General features: G+C 69.2%; 13 protein-coding genes. 7 read left to right on the top strand and 6 right to left on the bottom strand.

Annotated features, from left to right (window positions below):
* Window positions 1–68: 68 nt before the first annotated feature.
* From QNM97_RS15485 to QNM97_RS15475, 3 genes are read right to left on the bottom strand one after another with little or no spacing between them, the layout of a single operon-like run.
* The gene (locus QNM97_RS15485; RefSeq protein ID WP_283819265.1) at window positions 69–671 is read right to left on the bottom strand and encodes an energy-coupling factor transporter transmembrane component T family protein; all 603 of its coding nucleotides are present in this window, start codon (window positions 669–671) and stop codon (window positions 69–71) included.
* Window positions 668–1,342 (bottom strand): energy-coupling factor ABC transporter ATP-binding protein, encoded by a 675-nt coding sequence (locus QNM97_RS15480; protein WP_283819264.1) that lies wholly within the window; start codon window positions 1,340–1,342, stop codon window positions 668–670. Before QNM97_RS15480 ends, QNM97_RS15485 begins: the two co-directional genes overlap by 4 nt.
* A 19-nt stretch (window positions 1,343–1,361) precedes the next feature.
* Entirely contained in the window at window positions 1,362–2,006 is a 645-nt protein-coding gene (locus QNM97_RS15475; protein WP_283819263.1) for a biotin transporter BioY, read from the bottom strand.
* A gap of 98 nt (window positions 2,007–2,104) precedes the next feature.
* On the opposite strand from QNM97_RS15475, the gene guaA reads away from it, so the two are divergent.
* Window positions 2,105–3,691, top strand: coding sequence for a glutamine-hydrolyzing GMP synthase (gene guaA, locus QNM97_RS15470; RefSeq protein WP_283819262.1), 1,587 nt, complete (start codon window positions 2,105–2,107; stop codon window positions 3,689–3,691).
* Window positions 3,692–3,731: 40 nt separating this feature from the next.
* A complete protein-coding gene (locus QNM97_RS15465; protein ID WP_208795608.1) occupies window positions 3,732–3,926 on the top strand; it encodes a hypothetical protein in 195 nt (64 codons plus the stop codon).
* Window positions 3,927–3,942: 16 nt separating this feature from the next.
* Here QNM97_RS15465 and QNM97_RS15460 read toward each other — a convergent pair whose 3' ends face one another.
* Together QNM97_RS15460 and QNM97_RS15455 are read right to left on the bottom strand one after the other, a co-directional pair.
* On the bottom strand, window positions 3,943–4,185 hold the full coding sequence (locus tag QNM97_RS15460; protein ID WP_208795609.1) for a hypothetical protein: 243 nt from the start codon (window positions 4,183–4,185) through the stop codon (window positions 3,943–3,945).
* Between the two features lie 32 nt (window positions 4,186–4,217).
* Window positions 4,218–5,573, bottom strand: a complete 1,356-nt coding sequence (locus QNM97_RS15455) for a PspC domain-containing protein (RefSeq protein WP_283819261.1) — start codon at window positions 5,571–5,573, stop codon at window positions 4,218–4,220.
* Window positions 5,574–5,736: 163 nt separating this feature from the next.
* Here QNM97_RS15455 and QNM97_RS15450 point away from each other — a divergent pair, with 163 nt between their 5' ends.
* Window positions 5,737–7,128: an ATP-binding protein gene (locus QNM97_RS15450; protein WP_283819260.1), complete on the top strand. Its 1,392-nt coding sequence runs from the start codon at window positions 5,737–5,739 to the stop codon at window positions 7,126–7,128.
* Window positions 7,125–7,805 carry a response regulator gene (locus QNM97_RS15445; RefSeq protein ID WP_020171740.1) on the top strand — a complete coding sequence of 227 codons (681 nt, stop codon included), beginning with the start codon at window positions 7,125–7,127 and terminating at the stop codon, window positions 7,803–7,805. Before QNM97_RS15450 ends, QNM97_RS15445 begins: the two co-directional genes overlap by 4 nt.
* Window positions 7,806–7,870: 65 nt before the next feature.
* Here QNM97_RS15445 and QNM97_RS15440 read toward each other — a convergent pair whose 3' ends face one another.
* Entirely contained in the window at window positions 7,871–9,142 is a 1,272-nt protein-coding gene (locus tag QNM97_RS15440; RefSeq protein ID WP_283819259.1) for a serine/threonine-protein kinase, read from the bottom strand.
* A 177-nt stretch (window positions 9,143–9,319) separates the two neighbouring features.
* On the opposite strand from QNM97_RS15440, the gene QNM97_RS15435 reads away from it, so the two are divergent.
* The 3 genes from QNM97_RS15435 (at window position 9,320) to QNM97_RS15425 (ending at window position 13,019) form a co-directional block, all read left to right on the top strand.
* Window positions 9,320–10,357 (top strand): Rv2578c family radical SAM protein, encoded by a 1,038-nt coding sequence (locus QNM97_RS15435; RefSeq protein ID WP_283819258.1) that lies wholly within the window; start codon window positions 9,320–9,322, stop codon window positions 10,355–10,357.
* A gap of 242 nt (window positions 10,358–10,599) precedes the next feature.
* Window positions 10,600–11,421, top strand: a complete 822-nt coding sequence (gene imuA', locus QNM97_RS15430; RefSeq protein WP_283819257.1) for a DnaE2-dependent mutagenesis accessory factor ImuA' — start codon at window positions 10,600–10,602, stop codon at window positions 11,419–11,421.
* On the top strand, window positions 11,421–13,019 hold the full coding sequence (locus QNM97_RS15425) for a DNA polymerase Y family protein (protein WP_283819256.1): 1,599 nt from the start codon (window positions 11,421–11,423) through the stop codon (window positions 13,017–13,019). Before imuA' ends, QNM97_RS15425 begins: the two co-directional genes overlap by 1 nt.
* Window positions 13,020–13,030: the final 11 nt, after the last annotated feature.

Raw genomic sequence — 13,030 nt, 5'->3', positions numbered from 1 at the left:
GGTTCGGCGCCGGGAGCGTAGCGAGCGGGCCGGGTGGTTCGGCGCCGGGAGCGTAGCGAGTGGCGCGGTCAGTCCAGGCCGCGTGCCGAGAGGCTCTCGGCGAATCCGTCGGCGGTGCGCAGGGCGCCGAGCACGATGGGCGCCACCAGGATTCGAGGTCCGGGGCGTAGGCCGCGTGCCCGTCGGGCCTCGTCGACCTGACCGGCGATCTCGACCATCAGGGGGATCGTGCGGATCGTGAGTGCCAGGGCGATCGCGATGAGGTCGGTGCGAACCCCGAAGCGCCGCAACGGGTGTAGTGCCCGGGTCAGCGAGTCGAGCATGTCGGTGGTCCGGGTGGTCAGGGTGACCACCGCCGCCAGCAGCACCGACAGCGCCAGGATTCCGCACACGAGCAGCGCGCGCCGCGCGTCGGTGAAGATCCACTGGAAAGCGAAGATGAACACCAGGATCCACAGGGTGGGCCGGAACTGGCGCCAGGCGGTGACCGGTCCGATCCCGGCCAGTGCATAGAGCGCCGCCACGGCGAGTGCGGCAATGCCCAGCGCGGGCAGTGATCGTACGGCCAGGGAGATCGCCAGGATCGCCGCGGCGAGCCCGACCAGCTTGATTCCGGGCGAGAGCCGGTGCAGCGGTGAGTGTCCCGGACGGTAGGTGCCCAGCGGATTCACGTCATCATCTCCCGGTAGTGGCGCAGTGCCGGGGTGGGCTCGTCGTCGGCGACGATGCGTCCGTCGTCCATCACCAGGACGCGGTCGAAGTCGGAGACGAGGTCGAGGTCGTGACTGACGACGATGAGTTGCTCGGTCAGTCCGGCGAACACCGCGCGCAACATCCGGGCGTTGCGCAGATCCAGCAGGGTGGTCGGTTCGTCGGCGACGATCACGGCGGGTTCGGTGACGAACACCGATGCCAGGGCGAGGAGTTGTTTCTGGCCGCCGGAGAGCCGTCCGGCGGGGGAGTCGGCGTGGTCGGCCAACCCGAACCGGTCGAGGACGGTCTGGGTGCGTTCGGCGCGTTCGGTTCTGTTCAGTTCGGTGCGGGTGAGGGAGAGCTCGATGTCCTCGGCGACGGTCGGCATGATGATCTGCCGGTCGGGGTCGGAGAAGATGAAGCCGACCTCGCGGCGGACGCGTCGTTTGTGGCGTCGCGCGTCGATCCCGTTGACCGTCACCGTGCCGTGGTCGGGGACGACGAGCGCGTTGATCATTCGCACCAGGGTCGATTTGCCGCTGCCGTTGGCGCCGACGATCCCGATGCGATGTTCCGACAGTGTCAGCGACACCTCGCGCAGCACGGTGCGGGCACCGAAGGCGTGGGTGATGTCGCGGAACTCGATCACGATGGCGGTCCGGTCGCGGTCAGTTCGACGGGGAGGCCTCGCGGGTCGGTCGCCGCAGCGGGTCGATCAGACCCGGCCATCCGCGGTGGACCTGGGCGGCGACCAAGGCGGTGACGACGGCCTTGATCGCGTCGCCGAGGATGAACCAGCCGTTCGCGGCGATCGCCGCCCACAGCGTCATGTCGGCGCGGATCATCAGGCCGATGGTGCCGCAGATGTACACCACGAGGATCCCGCCGATGATGTTGATGACGATGCCGGGCAGCACCCGATACCGCGGCACCGTCTGCGATCGGGCGCGCGTCCACATCATCAGTGCGGTCAGTACGCCGATGACGATCACTCCCGGCAGGAAGCCGGCGAAGAAACCCGCGGTGGGGGAGCTCAACGCGGTCAGCCCGTTGCGGCCGCCGGAGAGGATGGGCAGGCCGGCGATCGCGAGCACCATGAAGATGACCACCGACAACGTGCCCTTCTTGGGGCCGAGGATCGCCCCGGCGAGCATCACGCCGAGCGTCTGGAAGGTGATGGGCACGCCGGCGGTGCCCACGGTGATGGTGCCGGGGAGGCCGAGCGCGGCGATCAGCGCGGCGAATACCGCCGCCTGGGTGATGTCGGCGATGGTCAGTGACCAGGCACTGGGCCGGGTATCAGAAGTAGTCATTGCGAAAGATGAGTATTCCACGACGATCGGGGCGTGCGATCCGCCAGGGCGCGCAGGGTGAACCGCCCGGTGTCCGGCGGTGCCACTAGACTCGCCCCGTGACCGATTCGCAGGGATTCATCGACGGCCCGCGCCCGGTGCTCGTCGTCGACTTCGGTGCCCAGTACGCGCAGTTGATCGCGCGCCGTGTCCGTGAGGCGCGGATCTACTCCGAGGTGATCGCGCACGACGCGGGTATCGAGGCGTTCAAGGCCAAGGACCCGGTGGCGCTGATCCTCTCCGGTGGGCCCGCCTCGGTGTACGCCGAGGACGCCCCGCGACTGGATCCGGCGATCCTCGACCTCGACCTCCCGGTCTTCGGTATCTGCTACGGATTCCAGACCATGGCCGCGGCACTGGGTGGCCGGGTGGCCAACACCGGTGGGCGCGAATTCGGGCGCACCACACTGACTCTCGCCGACGAGGGGCTCCTGCACCAGGGCCTGTCCAGCACTCAGCCGGTGTGGATGAGCCACAACGACGCCGTGCAGGAGGCGCCGGAGGGCTTCACCGTCACCGGCTCGACGCCCGGTGCGCCGGTCGCCGCGTTCGAGAACGTCGGGCGCCGGATGGCCGGAGTGCAATACCACCCGGAGGTGCTGCACACCCCGCACGGTCAGCAGATCCTGACCCGCTTCCTCTACGAGATCGCCGGGCTCGAGGCCGACTGGACCGCCGCCAACATCGCCGACGCACTCATCGACCAGGTCTCCGACCAGATCGGCGACGGTCTGGCCATCTGTGGTCTGTCCGGCGGGGTGGACTCCGCGGTCGCGGCGGCCCTGGTGCAGCGTGCGATCGGCGATCGCCTGACGTGTGTGTTCGTCGACCACGGTTTGCTGCGTGCGGGCGAGCGTGAGCAGGTGCAACACGACTTCGTCGGTGCCACCGGCGCGAAACTGGTCACCGTCGACGCCGCCGATACCTTCTTGCGTGAGTTGTCGGGGGTCAGCGATCCGGAACAGAAACGCAAGATCATCGGCCGCGAGTTCATCCGCTCCTTCGAGGGCGCGGTGAGTGAGGTGCTCGGCGATCACGCCGAGGGCGGACAGCAGGTCGACTACCTGGTGCAGGGCACCCTGTATCCGGACGTCGTCGAGTCCGGCGGTGGGAGTGGTACGGCCAACATCAAGAGCCACCACAACGTCGGCGGACTGCCCGAGGATCTCGAGTTCAGTCTCGTCGAGCCGCTGCGCCTGCTGTTCAAGGACGAGGTGCGCGCCGTTGGCCGTGAGCTCGGTCTGCCGGAGGAGATCGTTGCGCGTCAGCCGTTCCCGGGTCCGGGTCTGGCGATCCGGATCGTCGGGGAGGTCACCGCGGAGCGGCTGGCCATGTTGCGTAAGGCCGATCTCATCGCGCGTGAGGAATTGACGGCCGCCGGACTCGACACGCAGATCTGGCAGTGCCCGGTGGTGCTGCTCGCCGATGTGCGCAGCGTCGGCGTGCAGGGCGACGGCCGCACCTATGGTCATCCGATCGTGCTGCGCCCGGTCTCCAGTGAGGACGCGATGACCGCCGACTGGACCCGCGTGCCCTACGAGGTCCTCGAGATCATCTCCACCCGCATCACCAACGAGGTCCCCGACGTGAACCGTGTCGTCCTCGACGTCACCAGCAAGCCGCCGGGCACCATCGAGTGGGAGTGAGTGGGGGCCGTGGTGCCGTCGCCATCGACGTGCGAGTGAGATGTCCGGCGCCATCGGTCTCGCAGCGCTGACACTCGTGTCCCTGCTACTCGCCGCGGCAGCGATCGTTGCGGCCGTGACGGTGCATCGGCGCACCGGAAGTGTTGTCGGAGCGGTGGTCACCGCCTGTGCCGCAGCGCTCGTCACCTATGGCGTCGTGATCATCGTGATCATGAGCGGGCAACCGAACCTCTAGACAGTTCGGCAGATGATCAGCGCGACCGGGCCGATCGCGCTCCGGTCGCGATGAGCAGGGCGCCGACGGCGACGGCGATCCCGACGACGACCCATCCGATGGTCGCCGGGTCGGGCAGCGTCGGCCCGTCGGCGAGTCCCCAGCCGGCCACCAGCAGGGCGGCGAGCCCGATCACCGCCACCACGGGGGCCCGATGCTGTGGTGCGCGGTCGGTGTCGCTGTCCTCCGTGTTGTCGAATGATGGTGTCGTGCTGTTCATCTCGTCTCCTGTCCAGGGGTTGCCGGAGCTGCTCATCGCTGTACCTTCACGCTGCCGACATTGGTGTGGGCGTCGATGGTGAGCACGGGACCGGTGGTGCCGTCGTTGCCGCCGTCGAGTCCCTCGGGGCAGGAGTAGTCGCCGACGCCCGCGCTGCATTCGGCTCGGATGTTCATCCCGGCGGGCACCTCGACGACGATCTCACCGATTCCGTTGCGTAGGTGCACGGTCTCGTCGGTCGTCAGGTCGACGTCGCGGAGATCGAGCGTCATGCTGCCCATGGTCAGCGTGTAGTCGTCACGGATGTCGTTCTCGCTCATGGGCTTCCAATTCCGCTCGCCGACCCCGCCGCCGGGCATACCGAACCGGTGGTCACCGGAGGCGGCGCCGGCGAGCAACGTGGTCACGATCACCGCCGCTGACAGTCCGACCGCGAGTGGTATCAACGCCCCCGGATGGGACTGCGTGGAATGCTTTCGCAGCCCGTTGACCAGCAGACCCGCTCCGATCACGGCCAACGCCAGGGACAGCACGTGTGGCACGGTGAACCAGCCGGCGCCGAGTCCGTGTGCGGCGATCCCGCCGGCCACCACCAGGACCGCGATGCCGACCACGATGAACGAGAACGCCGATCGGCGGGGTGCGGCAGGTGGCGTCGGCGGCGCCGCCGGTGTGGTGGGTTCGGGGAGGTCCCAGGCGAATCGGGCGGCCCCGAGCGGATCCCACGACGGGGGTGTGGCCTCGACGAAGTCGGTCGGTGCGGCAGAAGTCGAGGCTGTGGTGCTCGCGGTCGGTGATGTGGCGAGCCCGGCCGCCGGCTTGGCGAGATCGACCGCTCCCGGTGTGCCGGGTACCGACGCCGATGCCGTGGATGCTGCACCGGTTCGTACCGCGCGCGGGGTCCAGCGGACGAATCGTTGCGGCGGTTCGGGCGCCGACACGGTCGCCACGCTGGTGTCGGCGGGCGGTTCGGGCGTGCGCAGGAACAACAACCACCATCCGATGAGCATCAGGATGCCGCCGACGATTCCGCCCGAACCCCAAGGGCCACGCGAGAACACCGACGACACGACGATCACGACGACCACCCACAGGATCACCGTCGGATTGTTGTGCCACCCATGGGAGACACCGCGATCGCCGCCCGCGGCGTGCGTGCGGGCCCGGGTGGTGGACGGAAAGGCGATCCACGCCGCGAGGTACAGGAGCACCCCGCTGCCGCCGAAGACGGCCGCCACCACGAATGCCACCTTCACCAGCGTCGGGTCGACCCGGTAGCGCTCACCGATGCCCGTGCAGACACCGGCGATGGTGCGCGGAGAGGCCGGTCTGGTGGGCCGTGTGGCCCACAGCCGTTCGAGCTGCGTCCGAAGCTGCGTCGTGTCCATGGCACTCATCGTGCTCGGTTCGTGGCGAGCTCACATCGGGGACCGACCCTGAGATCCACCCGGATCGACGCGTCACCGACGCCGGTCGGTGGCGCGGTCTTCGGGGTCGGCACCGGGGTGAACCCTGATGCCCGGGCCCGACGATCATGGAAGTATCGAAGGCATGGCAACCGACGTCGAGCGTGCGCAGCGGCTGATGCGCCGCAGTGGCGGCCGCGTGATCGGTGGTGTCGCCGGCGGTGTCGCCGACCACCTCGGTGTCGACGCATTCCGGGTCCGCGTCGTCTTCGTCGTACTGACCGCGATGGCCGGGGCGGGTGCGCTCGCGTACGCGCTGTTGTGGTTCTTCTGCCCGCCGGGCGACGACGTCGCCGCTCCCAGCCCGTCCGAGCGCAGGCAGGCGTGGGGACTGGCGCTCATCGGACTGGTCGCGATGAGCGTGGTGGGCTTCGCCGCATCCGGTACCCCCGCCACCTATCTCGTGCCACTGGTGTTCGTGGCCGTCGGCGCGAGCCTGGTCTGGCGCGAATTCGACACCTCGGCGCGTGCCCGCCCCCACGGTCCGCTGCTGACCTGGACACGGCTGGCCGGTGGCGCGGTCCTGGTGATCGGGGGCTTGGTCGTCATCGTGTTCGCCGGCACCCGAAACTTCGGCGGACTGAGTACGACGCTCCTCGCGGTCGGTGCGACGTTGCTGGGCGTGCTGTTGCTGACGGTGCCGCTCTGGATGCGAATGTGGCGCGCCCTCAACGAGGAACGGGCCGCGCGCATCCGCAATGCCGAACGCGAGGAGATCGCCTCGCACCTGCACGACTCGGTGCTGCAGACGCTGGCCCTCATCCAGAAGCAGGCCGCCAAGCCCGAGGAGGTCGCGCGCCTGGCTCGCAGCCAGGAACGAGAATTGCGGACGTGGCTGTTCGGTGATCCGGCGCAGCGCGGCGGGTCCCTGGTTGCTGCAGTGACCAGTGTGGCCGGCGAGATCGAAGACCATTACGGCATCGAGGTCGAGGTGGTGACGGTCGGCGATCTGCGGCCCGACGAGGAGACCGACAAGTCGATCGCGAAACGGTGGCCCGCGCTGATCGGGGTGACCCGGGAGGCATTGATCAACGCGGCCAAGCACTCCGGTGAACGCAAGATCGATGTCTACCTCGAGGTCGGCGACGACGAGGTCGAGGTGTACGTGCGCGATCGCGGCGTCGGTTTCGATCCCGACCGGGTCGACGGCGACCGTCAGGGCATCGCACGGTCGATCCGGGCCCGCACCGAACGCGTCGGTGGGCGGGTGTCCATCCGTTCGGCGCCCGGTCGCGGCACCAATGTGCGGGTCACCATGCCCCGTGGGGACCCCGTCCCGCACGAGGACGAGAAGGCCGGGGCCGATCTCGAAAAGCGTTCGGATACCGCCACTTCCGGCGAGGATCCCTCGGTCGTCCGGACTCCTGGCCGTCGCGGTGCAGGGCGCCCGGGCTCCGACCACACCGGCACCGCCCAGCACTGCACCGACCAGCAAGCCACCGACGATCCGAACACCGACCACGGAAAGGCATCATGACCATCGAAGCGCCGCAGACCGGGCACTACCGGGTGTTCCTCGTCGACGATCACGGCGTGTTCCGGTCGGGGGTGCGGGCCGAACTCGCCGGCGAGGACGGTCTGACGGTCGCCGGCGAGGCGGGCACGGTCGCCGAGGCGATCGCCGGGATCACCCGTCTGCGACCGGATGTGGTGCTGCTCGATGTGCACATGCCCGCCGGTGGTGGGGTCGCGGTGCTGCGTGGGGTGACCGACGCGCTGGGCGTCGATGCCCCGGTGTTCCTGGCGTTGTCGGTGTCCGACGCGGCCGAGGACGTGATCGCCACGATCCGCGCCGGTGCCCGCGGTTACGTGACCAAGACGATCGACGGGAGCGAACTCGCCGACGCGGTCCGTCGCGTCGCCGAGGGCGACGCCGTGTTCAGCCCGCGTCTGGCCGGATTCGTGCTGGACTCCTTCACGGGCAAGTCGTCGACGCCGGAGCCGCAACTGGACCCCGAACTCGACTCGCTGACCCGACGGGAACTCGAGGTCCTGCGACTGCTCGCACGCGGGTACACCTACCGCGAGATCGCCGAAGAACTGTTCATCTCGATCAAGACCGTCGAGACCCACGCCTCCAACGTGCTCCGAAAGACCCAGCAGTCCAACCGGAATGCGCTCACCCGATGGGCGGCGACCCGTCACATCGGGTGAACCGTGCCTCGCCCGGATCGGCCGAAAGGCTTGATGGGCGAGTGCTTGATCAGTCGAGCGCTTGATCAGACGAGCGCGATCACCAGCACGATGATGGCGGCGAGGACGACGAAGAACAAGAACACCACGGCGGCAAGGACACCCGGCGAGGTTTGCCGGTGCGGCGCGGGTGGACCGAGTGGCGGCATCGCGCTGCTGTAGGACGGCGCCGTCGGATAGCGCGGCGAGTACTGTCCCGGAGGCTGGGCGCCGGGATGGGACATGGCGCCGGGTGCTCGGGCCGGATCGTAGGGCGATGGCGTCGCCACGCGGGTGGGATCGTAATGGCGTTGTGGTGCAGCAGGATTCGAGGTCATGCCGCGGGATGAACTCGACGCCGGTGGTGGCCCGGACGGTGGTGCCGTGCGAGGCCGGGTGTTCAGGCCGAGGTCGGATCGGGAGACGAGGCTGGTCAGCACCTGCTCGGTGGAGCCGTGCTCACCCGCGGCGATCCGGGCGAGTTCGTCGCGTGCCTGCGCCATCGTGACGCGGCGCCGAGGGCTCGGCTCGAGCATCCGCAACAGGACCGGTTCGAGTACGCCGGCCCGCTTCATCGGATTGATCTGCGCACGCGCCACCCGATGCAACATCACCAGCGAGTTGTCGTCGACGCCGTACGGCGGCTCCCCCTCGACCATCGTGTAGATGGTGGCGCCGAGAGAATACACATCCGACGGCTCGGCCGGCTCGTCGCCGCGCGCGACCTCGGGTGCGAAATAGGCTGGGGTGCCGGTGATCAGGCCGGTCTGGGTGAGGGTGACATCGTCCTTGGCGCGGGAGATGCCGAAGTCGGTGATCTTGACCAGCCCGGCCTGACGCCCACCCCCGGCGATGAGGATGTTGCCGGGTTTGATGTCGCGGTGGATGATTCCCGATGCGTGTGCCTCGACCATCGCGTCGGCGACCTGCGCGCCGATCTTCGCGGCCTCGGTGACCTCGAGAGTGCCGGTGGCATGCAGGATCTGGGCGACGCTGCGTGAGGGCAGATACTCCATCACCAGCCAGGGTTCGCCGCCGTCGAGGGCGACGTCGTGCATGGCGATGGCGTTGCGGTGGCTCAGTCGGGCGGCGATCCGGCCCTCGCGCATCGCGCGCTGCCGAACGGTTTCCGCGGAGTCCTCGGACAATCCTTCGGTGGAGAGGACCTGCTTGACGGCCACCTCACGGTCGAGGAGCTGGTCGCGGGCGAGCCAGACCGCGCCCATGCCGCCGCCACCGATGCGCGAGACGAGCCGATAGCGTCCGGCCACCAGGAAATTGGGGCCGGGTGTCCGGTGGCTGTCGACGTCGGCGGGCATGACAGCGATGATAGCCGGGGCACGCAGGGGTATTGCCCGGTGTGAGCTGGGCGTCCGCCGATGAGGGGAGTCGAGGGGGAGTGCGGCCGAACCGGAGCATCTCGCGGCACGCCGTGATCGGCCAGGGAGTTCGACGCGGAGATTGACAAGCCGTAGCACATGTGTTCGACTCCGGGTATGCGTTGGTCCGAACAGGCTGTCGAAGCCGACGATGGTGCCCTGCCGGGTCTGGGACGGGCCGGGCTGGTGCGATCGGTGCAGACCCCGGAGTTCGAGGGCATCACCTTTCACGAGGTCCTCGCCAAGAGTGCGCTCAACCGGGTGCCCGAGGAGTCCGGGTTGCCGTTCACCTACACGGTCAACACTTTTCGGGGGTGCACCCATGCCTGTCGGTACTGCTTCGCCCGGCCCACCCACGAATACCTCGACCTCGATGCGGGCCGGGACTTCGACTCGCAGGTCGTGGTCAAACTCAACGTGGCCGCGGTGTTGCGCAAGGAATTACGGCGTCGATCCTGGCGTCGGGAACCTGTGGCACTGGGCACCAACACCGACCCCTATCAGCGGGCCGAGGGCCGCTATCGGCTGATGCCCGGCGTGATCTCGGCGCTGACGGAATCGGCCACGCCCTTCTCGATCCTCACCAAGGGCACGCTGCTGCGACGCGATCTGCCCCTGCTGCGTCAGGCCGCCGGGCAGGTGCCGGTGTCGCTGAGTATCTCGCTGGCCTTTCATGATGCCGAGTTGCAGAAGCAGATCGAACCGGGGACGCCGTCGCCCGCGGCGCGGCTGGCACTGATCCGCGACATCGCCGAGGCCGGGTTCGCCCCGCACGTCATGGTCGCCCCGGTGATCCCGTACCTGACCGACTCCAGCGCGCACCTCGACGCGCTGCTCGCCTCGCTCGCCGAGGCTGGGGCGTCGGGCGTCACCGTCATCCCGATGCATCTGCGCGGCGCCACCAAGCCGTGGTTTCTGACCTGGCTCGCCGAACATCACCCGGCGCTCGTCCGCCGATACCGCACGCTCTACGGGCGGGGCGCCTACGTCACCCCGGAGTATTCGTCGTGGCTGCGGGAACGGATGCGGCCGATGGTGGCACGTCACGGGTTGGCCGGGTCGTCGGGCTCGCGTGTGGGGTACCCGGAGCAGCATTCCGGCGTCGACGATCCGGTGGCCGAACCCGAACTGACACAAGCACTCACGTTGTTCTGAGACCGCGCGTTCTTCCCGGGGGTCTCATTCTTTCTCGGGAGATTCTCCGGGGAAGGGCGTGCTCCTTCGGGAAGAAGCCCGGGCGACCTGCGCGGTTGCGGACTGTCGGAGCCGCGTCGTACGATCAGGGCATCGAAAAAACATTCGATTCGCGGGGTGGTCCCCCGAGTCGGATGGGACGCGATGGTGTGGCACTTCCCGGCCCGCCGAGCATTGTGTGCGCTGGCCGGAAGGGGTGTGTCATGAGTGTGGTGCCACTGGATCGGAGTGGGCGAGAAGGGTCGGGACGTGCGGATTCCGACACCCTCGACTCCCTGCGTCGAAAGATGGCGGTGATGTCGGGGATGCCCGACAGACGCTCGGTACAACCCGGGCCGGCCGAGGTCTTCGCCTTACCGGATGCCATCGCAGACCTGTTGCCCCGCAGCGGAATCGGGAAGGACGGGAGCTCCGGACAGCACGGGATCGCCCGGGGCACGGTGGTCGGTTACCGGGGTGCGCGGTCGCTGCTGATGGCGATGATCGCCACCCTCACGCAGGCGGGACACCAGGTGGGCATTGTCGGGATGCCGCGCCTGAATCTGCTCGCCGCGGTGGAGATGGGCGCTGATCTGCGTCGGATCGCGGTGGTCCCGGACCCGGGTATCGACCCGGTGGAAGTGGCCGCGGTACTGCTCGACGGCATGGACGTGGTCGTGGTGGGGCTGCGCGGGATCACCGTCGCCCCCTCGCGGAGCCGGGTGGTCGGGGGCCGTGCGCGCCAACAGGGTTCGTCGCTGGTGGTCGTCGACGGCGACTGGCCCGGCGTCCACACCCGGATGGATGCGCGGGTGGTCGGTTATCGACACGGCCCGGAGGCCGCCGATCTCGCCGGTGCCCATCGGGGTTACGGACGGGTCGGTGGTATGCGGCTGCAGATCGTCGTCGGTGGTCGCGACCACCGCCGACGTTCCGCCGAGATCGACGTCACCGCAGGGGGATTCGGCGACGACGCGGTACACATCCGACGGGTGGGGCCGTCGGTGTCGGTGGCCGCCGACGCGCCCGGTGCGGTGGCCAACTGATGGCCGCGCAGGCGCGGGTGCTGGCGCTGTGGTGTCCGGACTGGCCCGCCACGGCAGCCGCCGCCGATGCCGATCTGCCGCCCCGACACCCGGTGGCGGTGCTGCACGCCAATCGTGTGATCGCCTGCTCGGCCCCGGCGCGGGCGCTCGGGGTTCGGCGGGGGATGCGTAAACGACAGGCGCAATCGGTATGTCCGGAGATGACGGTCGTCACCGCCGACGAACATCGGGACGGCCGGTTGTTCGAGCCGGTGGCCGCCGCGGTCGCCGACCTGGTCCCGGCGATGGAGGTGGTGCGGCCCGGGTTGGTGGTCCTGCGGCTGTCGGGAGCGGCGCGGGTGTTCGGGGGAGAGGCCGAACTCGCCGAGGAACTCATCGACCGGGTCTCCGCGTGCGGGGTGGAGTCGCAGGTCGGCGTCGCCGACGAACTGTTCACCGCGGTTCTGGCCGCGCGCACCGGACACAGTGTGCCGCCCGGCGGCGATCGTGAGCACCTGGCGGATCGGCCGATCGCCGACCTCGCGGCCGAACCCTCCCTGTGCGGGCCCGGTCGCACCGAGTTGGTCGATCTGCTCCGCAGGCTCGGCCTACGGACCATCGGGGCGTTCGCCGCGATGGCGGCGTCCGACGTTGCCACGAGATTCGACGCCGACGCGGTCATCGCACATCGGCAGGCCACCGCCCAGCCGGGCCGTCCGCCCTCGACGCAGGCGCTGCCGGAAGACCTGGTGATCGAGTACCCGTGCGACCCGCTGATCGATCGGATCGACGCGGCCGCCTTCGCCGGCCGCCGGATCGCCGAACTGCTGCACCGGCGTCTCGTCGGTGCGTCGGTGTCCTGCACCAAGTTGACGGTGGAAGCGATCACCGAACGTGGACAGCGTCATTCGCGAACCTGGCGTTGTGCCCAACCGCTCACGGCGTCGGCGACCGCCGACCGTATCCGCTGGCAACTCGAGGGATGGATGACCAGTGGTCGTACCCGGGGTTCCGGCGACGCGCGGCCGGATTCGCCGATCGCGGTCCTACGGCTGGTGCCCGTCGAGGTCGTCGACGCCGGAATGTTGCAGCACGCGTTGACCGGTGCCGGGCTGCCCGGCGAACCGGAACTGACCGAACGAGCGCGCCGCAGCATGGAGCGGGTACAGGGCCTGCTCGGCGGCGATGCGGTGCGCATACCCGTGCTCAGCGGTGGACGCGGTCCCGCCGAACAGATCTCGATGATCACCCTCGGCGAAGACCCGGTACCCGGGCGCGACCCGGAGGCGCCCTGGCCGGGCCGTCTGCCCCAACCGGCACCGACGATGTCGTCCGACGCGCCGGTCGAGGTGATCGATCCCGCGGGAGAGCCGGTGCAGGTCACCCCGCGAGGCGCGTTCACCGCCGAACCGACGATGGTCCGGATGCCCGAACCCTCCCGGCAGGGCTGGGAGGTGCGGTGGTGGGCCGGGCCGTGGCCGGTCGGTCTGGAACCTGTCGGCCCGGAATCGGGGCATGAGGCGATCAGTGCCCGCGCGCAGGTGTTGCTCGACGACTCCCGTGCGTTGCTGCTGTGCTACCGCTCCGGTGGCTGGGTGGTGGAGGGGGTCTACGACTGAGCGAGCTGGCT

It is taken from the genome of Gordonia sp. L191 (genome assembly GCF_030077625.1).
Lineage (GTDB): Bacteria > Actinomycetota > Actinomycetes > Mycobacteriales > Mycobacteriaceae > Gordonia > Gordonia polyisoprenivorans_A.
The sequence above is the reverse complement of the archived record's forward strand: the minus strand, read 5'-3'. Positions and strand labels throughout refer to the sequence as shown.